The 19,622-nt window shown below is 68.4% G+C and carries 19 protein-coding genes; 8 read left to right on the top strand and 11 right to left on the bottom strand.

The window, feature by feature from the left end; genetic code table 11:
- From VSO01S_RS21445 to dmeF, 4 genes are all read right to left on the bottom strand, one after another.
- The coding region (locus VSO01S_RS21445; RefSeq protein ID WP_218002372.1) for a hypothetical protein at positions 1-756 on the bottom strand (756 nt) is incomplete at its 3' end.
- Complete coding sequence (locus VSO01S_RS21440) at positions 753-2,216, bottom strand: glycosyl transferase family protein (protein ID WP_068644834.1); 1,464 nt, start codon at positions 2,214-2,216, stop codon at positions 753-755. The genes VSO01S_RS21440 and VSO01S_RS21445, both read right to left, overlap by 4 nt.
- The gene (gene wecB, locus VSO01S_RS21435) at positions 2,213-3,388 is read right to left on the bottom strand and encodes a non-hydrolyzing UDP-N-acetylglucosamine 2-epimerase (RefSeq protein WP_218002371.1); all 1,176 of its coding nucleotides are present in this window, start codon (positions 3,386-3,388) and stop codon (positions 2,213-2,215) included. The genes VSO01S_RS21440 and wecB overlap by 4 nt, the downstream gene beginning before the upstream one ends.
- Positions 3,389-3,496: 108 nt before the next feature.
- The gene (dmeF, locus tag VSO01S_RS21430) at positions 3,497-4,459 is read right to left on the bottom strand and encodes a CDF family Co(II)/Ni(II) efflux transporter DmeF (protein ID WP_068644833.1); all 963 of its coding nucleotides are present in this window, start codon (positions 4,457-4,459) and stop codon (positions 3,497-3,499) included.
- A 138-nt stretch (positions 4,460-4,597) separates the two neighbouring features.
- On the opposite strand from dmeF, the gene VSO01S_RS21425 reads away from it, so the two are divergent.
- The 5 genes from VSO01S_RS21425 to VSO01S_RS21405 all read left to right on the top strand — a co-directional run bounded on the left by VSO01S_RS21425 (position 4,598) and on the right by VSO01S_RS21405 (position 9,059).
- On the top strand, positions 4,598-5,446 hold the full coding sequence (locus tag VSO01S_RS21425; protein ID WP_068644832.1) for a hypothetical protein: 849 nt from the start codon (positions 4,598-4,600) through the stop codon (positions 5,444-5,446).
- Positions 5,447-5,509: 63 nt separating this feature from the next.
- Positions 5,510-5,737 carry a hypothetical protein gene (locus VSO01S_RS21420; RefSeq protein WP_068644831.1) on the top strand — a complete coding sequence of 76 codons (228 nt, stop codon included), beginning with the start codon at positions 5,510-5,512 and terminating at the stop codon, positions 5,735-5,737.
- 292 nt (positions 5,738-6,029) lie between these two features.
- Positions 6,030-8,267 carry an NADP-dependent isocitrate dehydrogenase gene (locus tag VSO01S_RS21415; protein ID WP_068644830.1) on the top strand — a complete coding sequence of 746 codons (2,238 nt, stop codon included), beginning with the start codon at positions 6,030-6,032 and terminating at the stop codon, positions 8,265-8,267.
- A 122-nt stretch (positions 8,268-8,389) separates the two neighbouring features.
- Positions 8,390-8,773 (top strand): type II toxin-antitoxin system RelE/ParE family toxin, encoded by a 384-nt coding sequence (locus VSO01S_RS21410; RefSeq protein ID WP_068644835.1) that lies wholly within the window; start codon positions 8,390-8,392, stop codon positions 8,771-8,773.
- Positions 8,754-9,059: a helix-turn-helix domain-containing protein gene (locus VSO01S_RS21405; RefSeq protein ID WP_068644829.1), complete on the top strand. Its 306-nt coding sequence runs from the start codon at positions 8,754-8,756 to the stop codon at positions 9,057-9,059. The genes VSO01S_RS21410 and VSO01S_RS21405 overlap by 20 nt, the downstream gene beginning before the upstream one ends.
- A 39-nt stretch (positions 9,060-9,098) precedes the next feature.
- Here the strand turns inward: VSO01S_RS21405 and VSO01S_RS21400 are convergent, their stop codons facing one another.
- Complete coding sequence (locus tag VSO01S_RS21400; RefSeq protein WP_068644828.1) at positions 9,099-9,728, bottom strand: class I SAM-dependent methyltransferase; 630 nt, start codon at positions 9,726-9,728, stop codon at positions 9,099-9,101.
- Positions 9,729-9,819: 91 nt separating this feature from the next.
- Between VSO01S_RS21400 and VSO01S_RS21395 the strand changes: the two genes are divergently transcribed.
- From VSO01S_RS21395 to VSO01S_RS21385, 3 genes are all read left to right on the top strand, one after another.
- Positions 9,820-10,236 carry a cupin domain-containing protein gene (locus VSO01S_RS21395; RefSeq protein WP_068644827.1) on the top strand — a complete coding sequence of 139 codons (417 nt, stop codon included), beginning with the start codon at positions 9,820-9,822 and terminating at the stop codon, positions 10,234-10,236.
- A 104-nt stretch (positions 10,237-10,340) separates the two neighbouring features.
- Complete coding sequence (gene lplT / locus VSO01S_RS21390; protein ID WP_068644826.1) at positions 10,341-11,618, top strand: lysophospholipid transporter LplT; 1,278 nt, start codon at positions 10,341-10,343, stop codon at positions 11,616-11,618.
- A gap of 135 nt (positions 11,619-11,753) precedes the next feature.
- Positions 11,754-12,980 (top strand): porin, encoded by a 1,227-nt coding sequence (locus VSO01S_RS21385; protein WP_068644825.1) that lies wholly within the window; start codon positions 11,754-11,756, stop codon positions 12,978-12,980.
- 104 nt (positions 12,981-13,084) lie between these two features.
- Here VSO01S_RS21385 and VSO01S_RS21380 read toward each other — a convergent pair whose 3' ends face one another.
- The 6 genes from VSO01S_RS21380 to VSO01S_RS21355 all read right to left on the bottom strand — a co-directional run.
- Entirely contained in the window at positions 13,085-14,068 is a 984-nt protein-coding gene (locus VSO01S_RS21380; RefSeq protein WP_068644824.1) for a Bug family tripartite tricarboxylate transporter substrate binding protein, read from the bottom strand.
- A gap of 39 nt (positions 14,069-14,107) precedes the next feature.
- The gene (locus tag VSO01S_RS21375; protein WP_068644823.1) at positions 14,108-15,367 is read right to left on the bottom strand and encodes an alkyl sulfatase dimerization domain-containing protein; all 1,260 of its coding nucleotides are present in this window, start codon (positions 15,365-15,367) and stop codon (positions 14,108-14,110) included.
- Positions 15,364-16,701, bottom strand: a complete 1,338-nt coding sequence (locus VSO01S_RS21370; protein WP_068644822.1) for a DUF1254 domain-containing protein — start codon at positions 16,699-16,701, stop codon at positions 15,364-15,366. Before VSO01S_RS21370 ends, VSO01S_RS21375 begins: the two co-directional genes overlap by 4 nt.
- Before the next feature lie 6 nt (positions 16,702-16,707).
- On the bottom strand, positions 16,708-18,090 hold the full coding sequence (locus VSO01S_RS21365) for a DUF1254 domain-containing protein (protein ID WP_068644821.1): 1,383 nt from the start codon (positions 18,088-18,090) through the stop codon (positions 16,708-16,710).
- Positions 18,091-18,130: 40 nt separating this feature from the next.
- On the bottom strand, positions 18,131-19,126 hold the full coding sequence (locus VSO01S_RS21360) for a Bug family tripartite tricarboxylate transporter substrate binding protein (RefSeq protein WP_068644820.1): 996 nt from the start codon (positions 19,124-19,126) through the stop codon (positions 18,131-18,133).
- Positions 19,127-19,150: 24 nt separating this feature from the next.
- On the bottom strand, positions 19,151-19,622 hold a 472-nt coding region (locus VSO01S_RS21355), incomplete at its 5' end, for an acetate--CoA ligase family protein (protein ID WP_169804107.1).

Here is a 19,622-nt window from a genome sequence, read left to right as displayed (position 1 = left end):
TGCGGCGGCCGCGGCCTTCGGCTTGGCCGGTGCAGGCGACGCGGACGGGTCGGGCTTGGGCGACGCGGGCGCCGGCGATGCAGGCGCTGGCGATGCGGCAGCAACCTTCGGCGCGGCCGGTTGCACAGGTGCCTGTGGTGATTTCGGCGTGGCAGGTGCCGATCTTGTTTCTACCGCGGGCTGCGGCGCCGCTTGCGCAATCGCTTCCGTCCAGGTCTTGCGGTTGTGCGCCGAGATGGCGACCTGGTGGCTGTCCATCCAGGCGATGGCCTTGGCCGCCTCGTCGGTGCGTCCCAGCCGGATCAGCGAATTGCCCCAGGCCTCGCCGATCTCGTTGCGGATCGGCGCGCGCAGGCCCGACAGCCGCAGCGCTTTCGGGGCCAGCCGCACCAGCTCGGCGTCCCGCCCGTCGAGAAAGGCGAGGTAGGTCAGCATGGCCGTGCCCAGTCCCTTGGACGGCGCGCGCTTTTGCCACGCCAGGCCCAGTTCGCGGATGCAGGCGAGGTCCTTCTGCTCGTCGCAGATGTTGAACTTCAGCACGGCCGCCCGCTCGCTGCTCGGGTCGATGCGCTCGGCCTGCTCCACGTACTCGCGGGCCTTGGCGTAGTCCTCGTTCTGGTAGAGCCGATAGGCTTCGTTCAGGCGCGGAAAGGTGCGGAAATTTCGCAACTCGCTGCGCAGCCATGACGCATGCGCCGGTGCGGCGGCGGTGCCCGCCAGCGCGGCGGCGAGGCCCAGTGCGAACCAGCGACTCATGACTCGCGCTCCCCGGCATGCAGGTCGGGAAACACGTGCTGCGTCTTGTCCCATTTCACCGCCTTGCCGCTCTTGTCGCTGCGCCGCGTCTGGGTGAAGGCGCGGAAGAAGGCGCCGATGTTGATGAAGTTGCCCACCACCATGCGCGGCACCGACTGCACGCCCTGCCAGAAACCGAAGTAGCGCTGCGTGCAGATGAAGCGCTGCAGCAGCCGGTTGAGCATGAAGATGAAGTTGATGAAGGCCAGCGTCCAGAAGACGCTGTGCGCGGGAATCAGGTCGGGGTAGCGCCACCAGTCGGGGTCCAGCTCCAGGTGCGCCTGGCGGATGAGCACGGCCGTCACGATCAGGTAGCCCATCAGCAGCGACGGAAAGGCCAGCACGCTCTTGCGGTCGCGCATGAGCATGTAGCGCATGGCCAGGCCCCCGCGCCAGCCCAGCTTGCGCCAGCTCTGGAACACGATGCCCACGATCCACCGCGACTTCTGCCGCACCGCCAGCGCGGGCCGGTGCGGGAAGAACTCCTGCACGCACACCATGTCGTGCACGCCCTCGCGTCCGAACCAGGCGGGTGCCTGGCCCTTGAACCGCACGGGGTAGTGCACCAGCATCTCGCGCGCGCCCACTTCGTGCAGGCGAACGCCGATCTCGTAGTCCTCGGTGAGGCTGGAGGTGTCGAACACCTGGCCCTGGTTCATTTCCTCCAGCAGCGAGATCGCCTTGCGGCTGAAGGCCGTGCCCACGCCCGCGCTGGGCACCTGGCCGGTGAGCTGCTCGCGCACCAGCAGGTCCTTGCCGTGCCACTCGGAAAACTCGTCGACGTAGTGGTTGCCCACCAGCTGCCACCAGGGGCGCACCAGCGGCATCACCGGCAGCTGCACCAGGTCGTAGCGGGGCACCAGGTGGTTGAAGACGCGCAGCTCCAGCGGGTGCACCACGTCTTCCGCGTCGTGGTAGGCCAGGCAGCCGAAGTGCAGGCCGTGCTCGGCCTCGAAGGCGGTGATGGCCGCGATGATGTGGTTCAGGCAGTCGGCCTTGGTGGTGGGGCCGGGCTGGCTGGTCACCACCTTGTGCAGTTGCGGGTAGCGGGCCACCACCTTGTCGACCTCGGCCTGTGTTTCCAAGTCGTTGGGGTAGGTGCCGATGAAGACGTGGTAGTTGTCGTAGTCGAAGCTCCTGGCCAGGTAGTCGGCCATGCGCGCGATCACCGGCGCCTCTTGCCACGCCGGGATCATGATGGCGATGTGCTGCTGCGGCGCCTGGTACAGCTCGTCGGCATGTTCGGGCAGCGCGGTGCTGCGGCGCCAGTCGCGCCAATGGGCCAGGCGCCAGAACCAGTAGCGCAGGTCGATGAAGAAGTCGTCGATCGAGCTGACGAGGATGACCACGATGCCCACGCGCAGCAGGATGGAAACGACCAGCCAGAAGACCGCCAGGTAGTCGACCAGCCAGTCCGTCATGCCAGGCACCTGTTCCACTGCGCCAGGTGTTGCGCGATCTGCTGCGCCGCCGTGCCGTCGCCGTAGGGGTTGTGGGCTTGCGCCATGGCCTGGTAGGCGGCATCGTCATCGAGCAGGCGCACGACCGCGCCGACGATGCGTTCCACGTCGGTGCCCACCAGCTGCGCGGTGCCGGCTTCCAGTGCCTCGGGCCGCTCGGTGGTCTCGCGCATCACCAGCACCGGCTTGCCCAGCACCGGCGCCTCTTCCTGCAGGCCGCCGCTGTCGGTCAGCACCAGGTGGCAGTGCTTGAGCAGCCAGACAAAGGGCAGGTAGTCCTGCGGATCGATGAGGTGCACGTTTTCGCTGTTCGACAGCATCGCGCGCACGGGCTCCTGCACATTGGGATTGAGGTGCACCGGGTAGACGATCTGCACGTCCGGGCGCCGGGCCAGCTCGGCCAGGGCGCGGCAGATGTTGTCGAAGCCCTCGCCGAAGTTCTCGCGGCGGTGGCCGGTGACCAGAATGAGCCGGCGCGAGGGATCGAGCCTGGGCAACTGCGCTGCCTGGCGTGCGGACAGGTCAGCGTCTTCGTCCAGTCGCTGGCTCACCAGCTTGAGCGCATCGATCACCGTGTTGCCGGTGATGGCGATGTTCTCCTTCGGCACGTCTTCGTGCATCAGTGCGTCGGCGGCGCGCTGGGTCGGCGCGAAGTGCAGCCGGCCGACGATGCCCACCATGCGCCGGTTGAACTCCTCGGGCCAGGGCGCATACAGGTCGCCGGTGCGCAGCCCCGCCTCGACATGCCCGACCGGAATGCGCCGGTAGAAGGCGGCCAGCGCGGCAATGAAGCTGGTGGTGGTGTCGCCGTGCACCAGCACGATGTCGGGCTGGCGCCGCTGCAGCACCTCGTCCAGGCCGGTGAGCGCGCGGGCGCTGAGCTCGGCCAGGGTCTGGTTGTCGCGCATCAGGTCCAGGTCGTCGTCGGGCACCAGGCCGAACAGGTCCAGCACCTGGTCCAGCATCTGGCGGTGCTGCGCGGTCACGCACAGGCGGCAGTCGAAACGCGGGTCGGCCTTCAGGGCCCGCACCACCGGCGCCATCTTGATGGCCTCGGGGCGGGTGCCGAAGATGCACAGCACTTGCAGGGCGGGTGCGGATGCCGGCGGATGGTCTGAAACGGAGATCGGCATGGGCAGCGTCTTGTGGTCACATACGAAGACGCGAGCATAAGCGGGCACCTGTGGACTTCCGGGCTCGCTGCGCGGCCGACTTCGGTGCTGCGCCCGGAAAGGGCTGACTCAGTCGGGGCAGCGATGGATCTCGATGGTGGAATGCACGATCTCCTCGTGCACCGCCAGGCGCCTGCGAAGGTCCTCGGCCGTGAGCGTTGCGCTGTGCGTGACCACCGTGATGGCGCAGGAATAGGCCGCCTTGCCCACGCGCCATACGTGCAGGTCGGCGATGCGCGTCTCGTCGCGCGGATCGGCGTCCTGCTCGACCACCTCGCGGATCTCGTCGACCACCGGGTGGTCCATCTCGCGGTCCAGCAGCACCTTGCCGGTCTGGGCCAGCAGGCCCTTGGCCCACACGGCCACCAGCAGCGCGCCCACCACGCCCATCACAGGGTCCAGCCACTGCCAGCCGTACAGCCAGCCGCCCACGAGGGCGACGATGGCCAGCAGCGAGGTGGCCGCGTCCGCGATCACGTGCATGTAGGCCGACTTCAGGTTGAGGTCTTCGCCGCCATGGTGGTGATGGCCGTGATCATGTCCATGCCCGTGGTCGTGCCCATGGCCATGGTCGTGATGCGCATGGCCGAGGATGAACGCACAGGCCACGTTGATGGCCAGACCCAGCACCGCCACCGCGATCGCCTCGCGGTACGCAATGGGCTGCGGCGTGAACAGCCGTTCGACCGAACCGACCACCATCAGCGCCGCCACGCCCAGCAGCAGGATGGCGCTGGCAAAGCCGCCCAGCACCTCGATCTTCCAGGTGCCGAAGGCAAAGCGGGGGTCCTTGGCATAGCGGCGCGCCGCGCCGTAGGCCAGCGCAGCCAGGCCCAGGGCCAGGGCGTGCGAGCTCATGTGCCAGCCGTCGGCCAGCAGCGCCATGGAGTTGAACCACCAGCCGGCGCAGATTTCGACCAGCATCGTGGCCAGGGTGATCCACATCACCAGGCGGGTGCTGCGTTCGGCGCTGTGGCTGCCACCGTCGAAGACGTGCTCGTGCTGCCAGGAGGAGAGATTGTGTGAATGCATGTTGGGCCTATTGTCCTGCCAAGCGCAAGGGCGTGCCGCCCCCGCGGGCTGGTGGACCGGACCCCGGCGCTCACGCTAAGCTCGGCCACGGCGGGTTACATGCCGTTCAAGAATGGTTCATCAAGGAGGAAACCGCTCATGAGATTCAGCCACCGTCATCTCCAGGCCGCCGCGGCGCGCCGCGCGGCAGCCTCGATCGCGCTGCTGCCGCTTGCGATGGCCGCCCATGCCCAGTCTGCCGCCGACGCGTCCGGCAGCGACTGGCGCTATTCCCTGTCTGTCTACGGCTACTTTCCCAGCCTGAGCGGCGACAGCAGCACGCCGACCTCGCCCGGCGGCCCGACCATCGACGTGAGCGCCGGCAACATCGTGGATGCCCTCAAGTTCACCTTCATGGGCAGCCTGGGCGCCCACAACGGCCGCTACGGCTTCTTCACGGACGTCATCTACCTGGACCTCGGCGGCAGCAAGCAGGGCTATCGCGACTTCACCATCAACAAGGCGCCGATCTCGGGCAGCACCTCGGCCAATCTGGACTGGGACCTCAAGGGCGTGCTGTGGACGCTGGGCGGCGAGTACCGCGTCCTGTCCGAGCCCCGGCTCAACCTGAACCTGCTGGCCGGTGCGCGCATGTTTTCGCTCAAGCCGCGGCTGCGCTGGAGCATCCAGGGCGACCTGGGCCCCATCGGGGCGGCCTCGCGCTCCGGCGAATCGGAAACCAGCGAGGTGCTGTGGGACGGCATCGTGGGTGCCAAGGGCCGCTATGCGCTGGGCGATTCGGGGCGCTGGAACATGCCTTTCTACGTCGACGTGGGCACGGGCGAGTCGCAGCTGACCTGGCAGGCCGGCCTGGGCCTGAGCTACGCCTACAGCTGGGGCGAGATCACCGGCATGTGGCGCTATGTTTCCTACGACATGAAATCGGGCTCGCAGATCGAGGACTTGCGCTTCAGCGGCCCCATGATCGGCGCCACCTGGCGCTGGTAGCGCGGAGATTTTTCCCGCCAGAATCCATTCGCAAGATCAGATCAACTTCGAGAGGGGAGACTCATGGATCTGGAAGAAATGAACGAGCGCCTGCGGGCGCTGGAACTGCGGGCCGTGGCGCACACCACGGCCCTGGCCATCCTGCTGCAGGAGTCGCCCAACGCGTCGGCCAAGCTGCACATGGTGATCGAGCACCTGGTCGACGCGCCGCCCATTCCGATGTCGGAAGAAGACATTGTCAAGACCGCCGGCTACATGCATGCGATGCTGGGCGGGCCCTGGAGTGACTAGCTGAGTCCACCCCCGTATCGGCTCACCTCGTGTAGCCGAGTACCCCCTTCGAGGGGGCAACACCTGCGGCCTGGCGGAGCCAGTTCCGCGGTGTTTCCCGCCTTGGGGCGCACCGGCTCAGGCGTTGGAGCAACTGAGTCGGGCGAAGGTCTTCCCGGGGCTTTTCGGGGGGGCGGCGGGCCGACTTGGTAAAGTCTGGGCCCAGTTCGCAAGCCCCCCGAGGCCGTTTTTCCGCTTTTTGGCAGCGCCAACGGGGCATTTGCGTCCGTGTTCAACCCCTCCTGAAGCTGCTATGACCGCCGGAAACTCCCAGATCATCTACACCCTCACCGACGAGGCGCCCCGCCTGGCGACCGCGTCGCTGCTGCCCATCGTGAAGGCCTTTGCCTCGCAGGCGGGCATCGACGTCGCCACCAGCGACATCTCGGTGGCCGGCCGCATCCTGGGGCAGTTTCCGGAGGCGCTGACCGAAGCGCAGCGCATGCCCGACAACCTGGCCGAGCTGGGCAAGCTCACGCTCAAGCCCCAGGCCAACATCATCAAGCTGCCCAACATCAGCGCTTCGGTGGCCCAGCTCAAGGCGGCCATCAAGGAGCTGCAGGACAAGGGCTACAAGATCCCCGACTTCCCGGAAAACCCGAAGACGGACGAGGAAAAGGACATCCGCGCGCGCTACAACAAGTGCATCGGCTCGGCCGTCAACCCGGTGCTGCGCGAAGGCAACTCCGACCGCCGCGCGCCCAAGGCGGTGAAGGAGTTCGCCCGCAAGCACCCGCACAGCATGGCCGAGTGGAGCCAGGCCTCGCGCTCGCACGTCTCGCACATGCACGCCGGCGACTTCTACCACGGCGAGAAGTCCATGACGCTGGACCGCCCGCGCGACGTGAAGATGGAGCTCATCACCAAGAGCGGCAAGGCCATCGTGCTCAAGCAGAAGGTCTCCCTGCTGGACCGCGAGGTGATCGACTCGATGTTCATGAGCAAGAAGGCGCTGCTCGACTTCTACGAGCAGCAGATCGAAGACGCGCGCAAGACCGGCGTGATGTTCTCGCTGCACGTGAAGGCCACCATGATGAAGGTCTCGCACCCGATCGTGTTCGGCCACTGCGTGAAGATCTTCTACCGCGAAGCCTTCGAGAAGCACGGAAAGCTCTTCGACGAGCTGGGCGTGAACGTCAACAACGGCATGATCGACCTGTACAACAAGATCGCCACGCTGCCGCAAAGCACGCAGGACGAGATCAAGCGCGACCTGCACGCCTGCCACGAGCACCGCCCCGAGCTGGCCATGGTGGATTCGGCCAAGGGCATCACCAACTTCCACTCGCCCAACGACGTGATCGTCGATGCGTCGATGCCCGCCATGATCCGCAACGGCGGCAAGATGTACGGCGCCGACGGCCGCCTGAAGGACGTGAAGGCCGTCATGCCCGAATCGACCTTCGCCCGCATCTACCAGGAGATGATCAACTTCTGCAAGTGGCACGGCGCCTTCGACCCCAAGACCATGGGCACGGTGCCCAACGTCGGCCTGATGGCCCAGCAGGCCGAGGAATATGGCTCGCACGACAAGACCTTCGAGATTCCCGAAGACGGCGTGGCCAACATCACCGACCTGAACACGGGCGAGGTGCTGATGAGCCAGGACGTGGAGAAGGGCGACATCTGGCGCATGTGCCAGGTCAAGGACGCCGCCATCCGCGACTGGGTCAAGCTGGCCGTCACGCGCGCGCGCAACTCCGGCATGCCGGTGGTCTTCTGGCTGGACGCCTACCGTCCGCACGAGGCGCAGCTGATCACCAAGGTCAAGATGTACCTGCACGAGCACGACACCACCGGCCTGGACATCCAGATCATGAGCCAGGTGCGCGCCATGCGCTACACGCTGGAGCGCGTCATCCGCGGCCAGGACACCATCAGCGCCACCGGCAACATCCTGCGCGACTACCTCACCGACCTGTTCCCCATCATGGAGCTGGGCACCTCGGCCAAGATGCTGTCCATCGTGCCCCTGATGGCCGGCGGCGGCATGTACGAAACCGGCGCAGGCGGCTCGGCCCCCAAGCACGTGCAGCAGCTGGTGGAAGAAAACCACCTGCGCTGGGATTCGCTGGGCGAGTTCCTCGCGCTGGCCGTGAGCCTGGAAGAGCTGGGCATCAAGAACAACAACGCCAAGGCCAAGGTGCTGGCCCAGGCGCTGGACGCCGCCACCGGCAAGCTGCTGGACAACAACAAGGGCCCGTCGCCGAAGACCGGCCAGTTGGACAACCGCGGCAGCCACTTCTACCTGGCGATGTACTGGGCGCAGGCCCTGGCCGAGCAGACCGAGGACAAGGAACTGGCCGCCCGGTTCAAGCCCCTGGCCGAGGCGCTGGCCGCCAACGAGAAGAAGATCGTGGACGAACTGGCCGCCGTGCAAGGCAAGCCGGCCGACATCGGCGGCTACTACCAGCCCGATGTCGCCAAGACCGATGCCGTGATGCGCCCGAGCGCCACCTTCAACAAGGCGCTGGAGACGCTCGCAGCCTGATCGGTTCGGCGAGTCAACAGGAAGGAGGCCGGGGCAACCCGGCCTCTTTTTTTGTCCTCTCACAGTCTGGACCGACCTGATAAAATATACCCGTTTCGGGTATGTTTAAGGGAGCATCGGGTATGAAGGTCCTCAAACGAAAGGACTTCGCGCGGTGGCAGGCAAGCGAGAGGCTGCCGGATACCGCACTGTGCAAGGCGGTTCAAGAAATGGAGTCAGGGCTGGTCGATGCGGATCTGGGCGGCTTCGTCTACAAGAAGCGGGTGGCGCGTCCTGGCGGCGGCAAGAGTGGCGGCTACCGGACGCTGCTGACAGCGCGAATTGGCCATCGCTACGTGTTCCTGCACGGGTTTCCCAAGAGCGACAAGGCGAACATCACGCAGGATGAAACGAAGGCGCTGCAGTTCGCCGGCAAGGTGTTCCTGGAATTGTCGGCAGAAGATTTGACGAAGGCGCTGAACGTCGGCGTCCTATTGGAGGTAAGTTGTGAAGAGCAAGCTCATTGAATCGCTGCGCGGCGATCTGGCCGCGCTTCAGGGAGTCGGCGCGATCGGCAAGGTGACGATGCGCGAGTTCGAAGCGATCAGCCCGCCGCCGGTGCGGGAGTTCACTGCGGCCGATATCAGGCACCTGCGCGAAGAACTGAATTTCAGCCAGCCGGTGTTTGCTTTGCATCTGCATACCACCGCGTCGACGGTGCGCAAGTGGGAGCAAGGTGACACGCATCCCACCGGGCCGGCGCTCAAACTGCTCAACATCATTGCGGACAAGGGCCTGCAGGCCATCATTTGATGGCGAGCTCAGGCGAGACGTCTCGGCGTTGACGCCCGCCTAAGGCACCTTGCGCCACACACTCGCCAGCCACGGCTGCTGCTCGCGCGGCAGGCCTTCGGGGCGGTAGTAGTGCTCCAGTTCGACGAAGCCGGCCGCGTTCATGTGCTGCTGCCACGCGGCCAGGTCGTGCCAGGCGCCGTAGCGCTCGCCCTGCCAGCCTTCCTGGCCCGTGCCCCGCGGGTTCGATGAAAAGAGCACGCCGCGCGGCTTGAGGGCGTTGCGCAACTCCTGCAGCACCCGCGCAAGCTCCTGCGCCGGCACGTGGAAGAGCGATGCGTTGGCGAACACGCCGTCGAAGTGCTCGGCCGGCAGCTGCAGCGCCAGGAAGTTCTGCTCCAGCACCTCGCAGCCCGAGGCCTCCCGCGCCATGGCGGCGAGCGCGGCCGAGCCTTCCAGCCCGGTGGGCTGGTGCCCCAGCCGTTGAAAGGCGAGCAGGTCGCGCCCCGGCCCGCAGCCGAAGTCGAGGATGCGCAGCGGCGGGGCTGCCTCGATGTGGCGCAGCAGCGCCGAGATGTTCTGGCTGACGTCGTGGTCCCAGGTGTGCTCGCGGAACTGCTGCGCACGCTGTTCGTAGTGGCCGAGCGTGCCGGCGGTGATGCGGTCCAGGTCTTCGGGTGTCAGGGGCATGGCGGCTTCATTCTAGGCAGCGGCCCCCACTTGCGCAGGCGCGCGTTTGGCAGTCAGATCAGGCCCCGCACAACAACACTGGAGACCCTCGATGAACGCACCGGACCTTGCTGCGCAGAAGCAGCCGCAGCAGCGATTCGTCATCTCCCACCACGACGAGGCCGCCTTCAAGACGGGTGGCCTGCGCGACTATTCCGCCTACCGCGACCTGGGCATCGCGGCCGCCACTGGCGGGCTGGCGCAGGCGCACGTGATCCGCATGACGGCGCCTTTCCGGCCCGAGCTGTCGGTCAGGCATCACCACGACGTGCGCTTCCAGATGGTCTACTGCCTCAAGGGCTGGTTCCAGACCGAGTTCGAAGGCGTGGGCGTGCAGCGCCTGGAAGCCGGCTCGTGCTGGGTGCAGCCGCCGGGCATCCGGCACACGGTGGTGGGCTGGTCGGATGACTGCGAGCTGCTGGAAATCCTCATGCCGGCCGAGCACGAGACGGTGAACGACCCGGCCTGAGAGGGGCAGAGGGTCATTCACGCAGGCGTCACGGCGCCTTGCGAGCATCGGCGTCCATGCATGAAGTCATGGCGCCTGGCGGCATCCGCTGAAGAAAAGCAAGAATGCCGCGCGGCTTTTACCTGCTGATCGCCGGCCAGGCGATTTCCGCGCTGGCCGACAACGCGCTGCTCATCGTCGCCATCGCCTTGCTGTCGGAGCGCGGCCTGCCGCTGTGGTGGGCGCCGCTGCTCAAGTTCGCCTTCACGGTTTCCTATGTGGTGCTGGCGCCGGTCATCGGGCCGCTGGCCGATGCCATGCCCAAGGCGCGGCTCATGACCGCCATGAACATCGTCAAGTTCACGGGCGTGGCCATGCTGCTGGCGGGCGCGAACCCCTTGCTGGCCTTTGCCGTGGTGGGCTTCGGGGCCGCCGCCTATGCGCCAGCCAAGTACGGGCTGGTGACCGAGATGGTGGGGCCGCGCCAGCTGGTGGCGGCCAACGGCTGGATCGAGGTGTCGGTGGTGTGCGCGGCGCTGCTCGGCACGGTGCTGGGCGGTCTGCTCGTGGCGGACGGCTTGAGAACTTCGCAGGCCAGCGTGGCCCTCGGCCAATGGCTGGCTTTGCAACCGCATGCGCCCGCGAGCAGCTTGCAGCTTTCCATGCTGGCGTTGCTGGCCGCCTATCTCGTCTCCGCCGCGATGAACGCCTGCGTGCCGGGCAGCGGCGCGCGCTATGCGCCCACACGCATTCATGCGCTGGCCCTTGTGCGCGATTTCCACCGGGCCAACCGCACGCTCTGGTGCGACCGCGACGGCGGCCTGTCGCTGGCCATCACCACCATCTTCTGGGGCGTGGGCGCCACCTTGCAGTTCGCGGTGCTCAAGTGGGCCACCGAAGTGCTCGGCCTGTCGCTGGAACGCGCCGCCTACTTGCAAGCGGCGGTGGCCGTGGGAGTGATTGCGGGGGCAGCGATGGCGGGCCAGCGTGTGCGCCTGAGCCGGGCCAAGCGGGTGCTGCCCGCGGGTGTCGTGCTGGGGCTGTGCATGCCGGTAGTGGCCTCGGTCGACACGCTCTGGCTGGCCGTGCCACTGCTGGCACTGGTGGGGGCGGTGGGCGGCATCCTGGTGGTGCCGCTCAATGCCTTGCTGCAGCACCGGGGCTACACCTTGCTGAGCGCCGGCCGGTCGATCGCGGTGCAGGGCTTCAATGAAAACCTCAGCGTGCTGGTGATGCTGGCGACCTACGCCGCGCTGGTGGCCATGGACGTGCCCATCGTGCCGCTGATGTGGGGCCTGGGCCTGCTGGTGGGGGCTGGCATCGCATTGCTGATGCGGCGCGAGTGCTGCCTGCAGCGCAGGCTGGGCGCGAGCCAGGACAGCCAGCTTTCGACGCTGCGCTAGGCACCGAGGCGCCCGCACGCGAATCTGTACAGCGGACGACACTTCTTGCGCGATCACCCGGGGATGGCAGGGCTGCGTTCGAACGCATCCTGCTGCGTCTTGTTTGCAACCACGGAAGACCCGGAGATCCACTCGATGAAGAAGACCCTCACCACCCTTGCGGCGCTTGCCGCTGCCAGCGCCGCCTCGGCCCAATCGTCGGTGACGATGTTCGGCGTGATCGACGCCGGCGTGAGCTACTACCAGACCAGCAGCAAGGACCCGAGCGGCGTGCAGCCCAACGTGCGCCAGAGCCAGTGGGCCATGTCCACCGGCAACCTCATGGGCAGCCGCTTCGGTTTCCGCGGCACCGAGGACCTGGGCGGCGGCCTGGCGGCCGGCTTCTGGCTGGAGGCGGGCATCGCCAACGACACCGGCGCAACCCTCTCGCCCGTGGCCATGTTCAACCGCCGCTCCACCGTGAGCCTGTCGGGCCGCTTCGGCGAACTGCGCCTGGGCCGCGACTACACCCCCACCTTCTGGAACGACACCATCTTCGACCCCTTCGGCACGGTGGGCGTGGGCGCCAGCGCCATCAGCATGCTGCTGGGCGGCTCGGGCAGCGCGGGCACCATCAATGCCCTGCTGGCCAACCCCAACTACGTGCGCGCGGGCAATGCGGTGAGCTACTTCCTGCCGGCTGGCCTGGGCGGCTTCTACGGGCAGGTGATGTACGCCTTCGGCGAGAACACCAAGTACGACCCGGGCACCAGCACACCCGCCACGCCGCTGAACACCGCGCGCACGGGGCGTTACGCGGGCGGTCGCGTGGGCTATGCCAACGGTGCGGTGGACGTGGCCGCGGCCTACGGATCGAGCACCGTGGGCGACAACTACTACCAGGGCCTCACGCGCTACCTGAACACCGGCAACGTGGCCGGCTCCTACGACTTCGGGCCGGTCAAGCTGTTCGGCGAGTACTCGGACGTGCAGCTGAAGAACGACTACGTGAACGCGCCGGCGGTCTCGGGCGACGTCAAGATCAAGGGCTATGTGCTGGGCGCCAGCGTGCCGGTGGGCGTGGGGCTGATCCGTGCGGCCTATTCGCACCTGCAGGCCGACATCGATCAGGTGGTGGCGGGCGCGCCCGAGCTGAAGGCTGACAAGTTCGCGCTGGGCTATGTGCACAACCTGTCCAAGCGCACGGCGCTGTACGCGACGGCGGCCTACACCAAGAACAAGAACGGCGCGGCGCTGCCGCCGGCCTTGCCGCCCAACGGCTCGGTGGGCTATACCAACCCGACGCTGGCCAACCTGGGCCAGGGCGGCTTGCGGGCTGATACCGGCACCGGCTACGACTTCGGCATCCGGCACTCGTTCTGACAGAGGCAGAAGGCCTCGCAAGCGAGGCCTTCATTGAAGAAAAGCAGCGGCTCGTGCCGCTGCTTTGCGTTTCATCGCAGCCGCCCCATGGCGGCACCTGCCGCTCAGTCGAGCGAAACGCCGATGGACTTCACCAGCGCCGCCCAGTCCTGCTGGTCCTGGCGCATGGTGGCGCCGAACTGTTCCGGTGTTTCGATGGGCAGGTCGGTGAAGTTCAGCTCGCGCATGCGCTGCACCATGGCCGGGTCCTTCAAGGCCTGGTTGACCGACTCGTTGAGCTTCCTGACGATGGCCGGCGGTGTCTTGGCCGGCGCGAAGATGCCGTACCACGAATAGTTCTTGAACGGGTAGCCCGACTCGTTCATGGTCGGCAGGTCGGGCAGCATGGGGATGCGGCTGGGGCCGCTGTAGGCCAGGGCCTTGAGGCGCCCGGAGCGCACGATCTCGACCGTGGACGAGATGTCGGCGAAGCCCGCATCCACCTGGCCGCCGATCAGGTCCTGCACGCAGGGGCCGCTGCCCTTGTAAGGCACGTGGGTCATCGACAGGCCCGCCTGCTTCTTCAGGCTTTCCATCGCCAGGTGGCCGCCCGAGCCGGCGCCCCAGGAGCAGTAGCTGAGCTTGTCGGGGTGCGCCTTCACATAGTCGACGAATTCCTTGAGGCTGTTCACCGGCAGGTCCTTGCGCACCAGCAGCAGATTGCCGCCCCGGCCGATCTGCGCCACCGGCGCGAAGTCCTTCAGCGGGTCGTAAGAGAGCTTCTTGTAGAGGCTGGGATTGACCACCATCGACGCCGCGTAGGTAAAGAGCAGGCGGTAGCCGTCCGGTGCCGCACGCGCTGCCTGCTCGACACCGAGGATGCCGTTGGCCCCAGGCCGGTTGTCGACCACGAAGGATTGCTTCATCGACTTGCCCAGCGCATCGGCGAACAGGCGCGCCATGGTGTCGGTGCCGCCGGCGGCGGCGGTGGGCACGATCAGCGTCACCGGCTTGCTGGGGTAGCTGTCGGTGCCCTGCGCGCGGCCGGCGCCTGCGGCCGCCAGGCAGGCCAGCGCGATCAGTGCGGGGCGCAGAAGTGTTTTCGTCATGTCTTGTCTCCTTGGGGGGAATCTGTGGGGCGCGCTCGGTCAGCAGATGCCGAAGCGCGCCTGCGTGCCCTGTTCGATCATGTCGGCGCTCACGCGATACAGGTTGCGCGACACGTAACTGGACACCTGCCCGGCGCGCTGGCGCAGCCACTCGGCCTTGAGCCGGCGCGCCTGCGCGATCTCGGGCGCACCGCCGGTGGCCGTGGCCAGCAGGTCGATCACGTGCAGCGCCATCTGCACGCGGCCTGCCTGGGCCAGGGCCTGCGCGCGTTCGATGACGCCGGCCTTGTCGGTGATGGCGTCCGCCACGGCTTCGGCCACGGCCTCCGGCGCTTCGGGGTGCAGCGATGTCGCATTGCGGTCCCACCAGCCGTTTTCCGAGCGGTAGATGTCGCGCACGATGTAGCCGGGGTCGCCGTAGGTCGGCTTCATCCAGTCGACCGCGAAGAGCTCGTCGGGAAAGCGGATGCGCGCGAGGATCTGGCGCTCGTTGAGTCCCTCGTTCATGAGCCGCACGACCTCGGCGCGCAGCCAGCGCAGCGCCCGCGCGGTGTGGGTGAGCACGCTGCGAACCGTGTCCTCGCCCTCCAGCGTGGGGCCGAACTCGCGCACCGCCTTGCGCGCGCCCAGTGCGGCCAGCATCTCGAGCGTGTCGGCCCAGCGGACGGTGTCGCGCATGGTGCGAAAGGGCGTGCCGATGTTGGGAATGGAGTCGATCAGCGCGGCGCCGCCGTACAGCACACGCTGCGCCGGGCTCCACAGGGCGATGGCGTCGTCGGTCTCCGAAGGGGCCCAGCGCAGCTCGATGCGGCGCTCGCCGCTGCCGATGACCAGGCAATCGTCGAAGGTTTCGGCGGGCTCGTGCATGGTCAGGCGGTGGTCGAAGAAGCCCGGTGCGCGGTTGAACTGGATCTCCGCCATGCGGTGCTGCAGCGCCTGCGTTTCGCGATAGCGCGCGTAGCGCCGCAGCACGTTGCGATGGGCAATGATGCGCGGCACGGGGTCGCCGCGTTCCTTCGCATGGGCCAGCCACTGCGGCACGCCGGCGTTGTAGCCCACATGGCCGTGGCTGTAGCACAGCGCGTGCAGCGGCGCGTCGCTGATGCGGCGCAGGCTCTCGATCATGCCCTGCGTCACCGAGCCGCCGGGGCCGGCATCGATGACCACGAGGCCGGCGTCGGTCTCGGCGACGAAGGACTGCCCCTGTCCGCGCAGGATGTGCAGGCCCGGCGCCACGGTTTCGGTGCCGGTGCCGACGATGAGGAAGGGCTTTTCCTGTTCTGCGGTGGTGGTGCTCATGCGTGTGTCTCGTGGTTGTCGTCGATGCGGACCAGCGGCGGCAGCGCGTAGCGGCCGTCGATCATTTCGGGGCGCGGCACGTAGGCGCGCAGGCACAGGTAGAACGCGCCCGCGGGGGCCGGCAGCCAGTTGGCCCGGGCCGCCGCATCCGGCAGCGGCGCGTGGCCGATGTGCAGCGTGAGCCCGCCGTCCGCATCGGCGCGCAGGCCGGGCGTGCGGTCGCCGATCGCGTAGCGGTCGATCGGGTTGTCCACCAGCATGTAGTCGCGCGCGTCGTACATCGTGATGGACCAGAAGGCATCGACCGGCGGCAGCTGGCCGGGCGCGAAGCGCAGTTGGTAGCGATGGGCGCCGCTGAGCGCGGCGCCTTGCGCTTCGCGCCAGGCCAGGGGGTAGAGGGCCTCGGCGCTTTCGAGCATGCCGATGTACTTCAAGGCGACGCGGGCGCGGCCGGTGTAGTCGTTGCCGAAGCTGCCTTCGACCAGCGGCGGCTGCGTCCATCCGGCCGAACTCGCGCGCGGACTTTCTTCGCGAAGCCTTGCCAGCATGGCGTCCAGCGCGGCCTGCAGGGCTTGCCGCTGTGCATCGTCGAGCGGCGCGGCATCGGCGCCGATGCCGGCCGGCGCAAAACCAGCGAGCAGCTCACGCTCGCTGGCGGGCGGCGGGTTCTCGCGTAGCGCGGCGTTGACCTGCTTCGCAAAGTGCACGGCGTCCAGCGGTGCGCGCGGGTCGCAGTCCGGCTCGAACAGCGCGGGCTGGGGTGCGGCGCCGGCCTGCCATTGCGCCAGCGTGCGCACCACGAAACCGTCCTGCAGTGCATGCACGGCGTCCAGGTCCGACGCGCCGTCGACCAGGATGCGTCCGATCACCCAGACCCACGGCGTGGGCGCCTGCACATGCGCGCCGGGCGCGTCGAAGCCGGCGGGCAGGGCGCCTTGCCAGCCCGGCGGCGTGACCAGGAAGGAGCGCGCCGCCGTGCCGGTGCGCCGCAGCCCGAGGTGGGCGAAGGGGTTGGTGTAGAAGTCCAGCAGGCCCAGCACGTAGTAGCGCCCGGCGGTGTCGGGCACGTCGATCACCAGCGGGCCGCGCCGCAGGTCCAGCCAGGCGTTGGTGTAGAGCGTGTCGTTGTTGGGCGTGACGACGCGGCTCTTGCCCGGCGCGAGCAACTGGCGCGCATGGGTGAACACATTGCACCAGCGCTGCGGCGCGGGCGCCGGGCCGGCCCCATCCACGCGCTGCGGCGAGGTGGCCGCACGCATGCGGCGCATCTCGTACAGCGGGTAGGCGTAGGTGGCCGCCTGCCCGGCCAATGCTTGCAACTCGTCCTGATGCATGGCTTCTCAGCCCTTCACAGGTTGCAGTGCGGGGATGCGCCAGCTGCGCACGCCTTCGCGCGGGTGGTACATGCGCAGGATCAGGTAGAAGCCGCCGGCCGGTGCGGGCAGCCAGTTGGATTGGCGCGCCGGCTGCGCGTTCGAGATGTCGATGACCAGGCTGCCGTCGGCTTCGTAGGCCAGGCCCGGCGTGCGGTCGCCGATGGCATGGCGGCGCAGCGGGTTCGGGTGCAGGAAGCGGTCTGCTGCATACAGGGTGACGGACCAGAAGGCATCGACCGGCGGCAGGTCGCCCGCGTCGAAGCGCAGCGTGTAGCCCCGCCGCCCGTCCAGCGGCGCCTTCTCGGCGTCGACGTGGCCGGCCGCGTAGATGGCTTCATCCGTGGCCAGTGCGCCCAGGCCGATGTACGCGGTGCGCGCGCGGCCCAGGTACTGGCTGCCGTAGCGGCCGGTGGCGGAGGCCATCACCCAGGGGCGGGCAGGGCGGTTGCGGCCCATCGAGGCGACGAGTTCCACGCCTTGCGCGAACCCTTCGGCCAGGCCCGCGCGCAGGTCCTCGTCGAGGTTGTCCCAGGCGAAGGCCGGGCCCGGCACCAGGCCGCCCTGGGCGAACCAGGCCAGCAGGCCCTTGTCTTCCACGCGGCCGGGCGCTTCGGCCAGCGCATGGCAGCAGTTGGTGAAGAAGCGCGGCGCGACCTGTGCCGCCTCTTCCCCGTTGTCCAGCACGGCGGCCATGGCATCCACCGGCTCGCCCACCCATTGCTCGACCGCGGCCGGGCGCGGGCCATCCGGCGTGCCGGGTGCCGCGGCCAGGGCGATGTCGGCCTGCAGCGCGCGCGCCGCGGGCCAGTCGGGCTCGTCGCCGACCAGGATGCGGCCGATCAGCCACACCAGGTTGGTGGGGCACTGCACCACGCGCAGCGCGCGCAGCGCCTCGGGCACCTGGCCGCCAGGGCCCACCAGCACCACCTGCTCGCCCCCGGGCGCGCAGTTGCGCGGGCCGAGGTTCTCGAAGTTCTCGGTGTAGGCGTCGTACAGCGCCAGCACGAAGTAGCGGCCGGCGTGCGCGGCAGAAGAGGGCACGGTGAGCACGCGCGGCCCGTCGGCCAGGTGGATCCACGCCATCGAGTACAGCAGGTCGTTGGCGGGCGTGACGACGTCGCGGTCCTCGTCGGTGGAGGGGCGCGGGCTGTGGTGCAGCGTGTTGAGCGGCGCGCGCACGTCCGACCCGGCGGAGGCGCCGACGCGGCGCTGCGCCTGCGGCTGCGTCTGCAGCCGGCAGGTGCGATACGTTTCGGTGAGGGGGTAGCCGTAGACGAAGGCGCTCAGGCCGACGGCGCGGCCCAGCGCTTGCTGCGCCGCGGCGGCCGAAGTGGGGGTGGTGCTCATGGAGGGTTCCGGTACTTGAGGTGGAAAGGGAAGGGCGATGTCAGTCGAGCGTCACGCCGGTGTTGCGCACGGACTCGAGCGCGACCGGCAGGAAGGCCTGGTAGGCCGCGGTGGCCTGTGCGGGCAGGTTGCCCACCGGCTCGACGCCCAGTTCCTCGATGCGCCGCTGCATGTCGGGTTCGTGGATGGCGGCGGCCACTTCGCGGCCCAGGCGCTCGACAACGGCGTCTGGCGTCTTGGCCGGGGCCATCAGCGAGGTGGGCCCGGTCATCATGTAGACGGGGTCCTTGTAGCCCTGCTCGGCGAAGGTGGGCACGTCCGGCAGTGCCTTGGCGCGGCGCGGGCCGGCCACCGCCAGCGCGCGCAGCTTGCCGGCCGCGATGTAGGGCGCCAGGGTGGCGACCGAGCCCACGGTCATCTGGATCTGGCCGGCGATGAGATCGATGGCCATCGGCCCTTCGCCCTTGTAGGGCACGTGCAGCGTGCGCGTGCCGTAGGTCTTGTCCATGTAGACCTGGATCTGGTGCGGCTGCGTGCCGGCGCCCCAGGAGCCCATCGAGTACTTGTCGGGCGCGGCCTTGACCGCCTCGACCAGGCTCTTGAAGTCCTTGGCCGGGACCGACGGGTGCACCGCCAGCACCGTGCGCACGGTGGCCAGGTCCGACACCATGCGCAGGTCGGTGCGCGGGTCGTAGGGCAGCTTGCGGTAGAGCACCAGGTTGGCGGTGACGGGGCCGGGCACGGTCACCAGCAGCGTGTAGCCGTCGGCAGGGCTCTTGGCCACGTAGTCGGTGCCGATGATGCCGCCCGCGCCGCTGCGGTTTTCCACCACCACCGGCTGGCCCAGGCGGGGCGCGAGCTTGTCGGCCAGCAGGCGCGCCAGGGTGTCGGTGGAGCCGCCGGCCTGGTATTGCACGATGAGGCGCACCGGCTTGCTGGGGAATTTCTCCTGCGCCGCGGCCGGGCCGGCGCCGAGCGCGAACAGCACGGCCAGGCACAGGGCCTGCACGCGCGAGCGCGCGGTCGAATTCTTCATGGACTTGTCTCCTTGTTTTCGGGATCAGTGATGCGTGCTGGCGGATTCGCCGGCGCGCCCGACGACGAGGGCATCGACGGCCACGCAGCCGCCTTCGGTGCGCGGGCGTGCGATGAGCGGGTTGATCTCGGCGCTGGCCAGCGAATCGCCTGCGCGCAGGGCGAAGTCGGCCAGGGCGCACAGCGCGTCGGCCAGCGAATCGACGTCGACCGGCGCGCGGCCGCGCGCACCGTCCAGAATCGAGAAGGCGCGCAGCTCGCGCACCATGGACAGCGCGTCGTCGCGCGTGATGGGCAGCACCCGCAGCGAGACGTCGCGCAGCGTTTCCACATGGATGCCGCCCAGGCCGAACATCAGCACCGGGCCGAAGACAGGATCGCGATGCACGCCCGCGATGCATTCGACGCCGCCTTGCACCATCTGCGCCACCAGCGCGCCTTCCAGTCGCGCCTCGGGGCGCGCGGCGCGGGCGCTGCCCAGCGTGCGCTCGAAGGCC

Source organism: Variovorax soli NBRC 106424, assembly GCF_001591385.1.
Taxonomy (GTDB): Bacteria; Pseudomonadota; Gammaproteobacteria; order Burkholderiales; family Burkholderiaceae_C; genus Variovorax; species Variovorax soli.
This window is presented reverse-complemented; position numbering and strand designations above follow the sequence as displayed.

What these genes read in the sequence shown, in the direction of transcription:
- wecB (WP_218002371.1), bottom strand. Translation starts at nt 3,388, where the DNA reads ATGCCGATCTCCGTTTCAGACCATCCGCCGGCATCCGCACCCGCCCTG.
- VSO01S_RS21410 (WP_068644835.1), top strand. Translation starts at nt 8,390, where the DNA reads ATGAAGGTCCTCAAACGAAAGGACTTCGCGCGGTGGCAGGCAAGCGAG.
- dmeF (WP_068644833.1), bottom strand. Translation starts at nt 4,459, where the DNA reads ATGCATTCACACAATCTCTCCTCCTGGCAGCACGAGCACGTCTTCGAC.
- VSO01S_RS21415 (WP_068644830.1), top strand. Translation starts at nt 6,030, where the DNA reads ATGACCGCCGGAAACTCCCAGATCATCTACACCCTCACCGACGAGGCG.
- VSO01S_RS21380 (WP_068644824.1), bottom strand. Translation starts at nt 14,068, where the DNA reads ATGACGAAAACACTTCTGCGCCCCGCACTGATCGCGCTGGCCTGCCTG.
- VSO01S_RS21385 (WP_068644825.1), top strand. Translation starts at nt 11,754, where the DNA reads ATGAAGAAGACCCTCACCACCCTTGCGGCGCTTGCCGCTGCCAGCGCC.
- VSO01S_RS21370 (WP_068644822.1), bottom strand. Translation starts at nt 16,701, where the DNA reads ATGCATCAGGACGAGTTGCAAGCATTGGCCGGGCAGGCGGCCACCTAC.
- VSO01S_RS21395 (WP_068644827.1), top strand. Translation starts at nt 9,820, where the DNA reads ATGAACGCACCGGACCTTGCTGCGCAGAAGCAGCCGCAGCAGCGATTC.
- VSO01S_RS21440 (WP_068644834.1), bottom strand. Translation starts at nt 2,216, where the DNA reads ATGACGGACTGGCTGGTCGACTACCTGGCGGTCTTCTGGCTGGTCGTT.
- VSO01S_RS21365 (WP_068644821.1), bottom strand. Translation starts at nt 18,090, where the DNA reads ATGAGCACCACCCCCACTTCGGCCGCCGCGGCGCAGCAAGCGCTGGGC.
- VSO01S_RS21360 (WP_068644820.1), bottom strand. Translation starts at nt 19,126, where the DNA reads ATGAAGAATTCGACCGCGCGCTCGCGCGTGCAGGCCCTGTGCCTGGCC.
- lplT (WP_068644826.1), top strand. Translation starts at nt 10,341, where the DNA reads ATGCCGCGCGGCTTTTACCTGCTGATCGCCGGCCAGGCGATTTCCGCG.
- VSO01S_RS21420 (WP_068644831.1), top strand. Translation starts at nt 5,510, where the DNA reads ATGGATCTGGAAGAAATGAACGAGCGCCTGCGGGCGCTGGAACTGCGG.
- VSO01S_RS21425 (WP_068644832.1), top strand. Translation starts at nt 4,598, where the DNA reads ATGAGATTCAGCCACCGTCATCTCCAGGCCGCCGCGGCGCGCCGCGCG.
- VSO01S_RS21400 (WP_068644828.1), bottom strand. Translation starts at nt 9,728, where the DNA reads ATGCCCCTGACACCCGAAGACCTGGACCGCATCACCGCCGGCACGCTC.
- VSO01S_RS21375 (WP_068644823.1), bottom strand. Translation starts at nt 15,367, where the DNA reads ATGAGCACCACCACCGCAGAACAGGAAAAGCCCTTCCTCATCGTCGGC.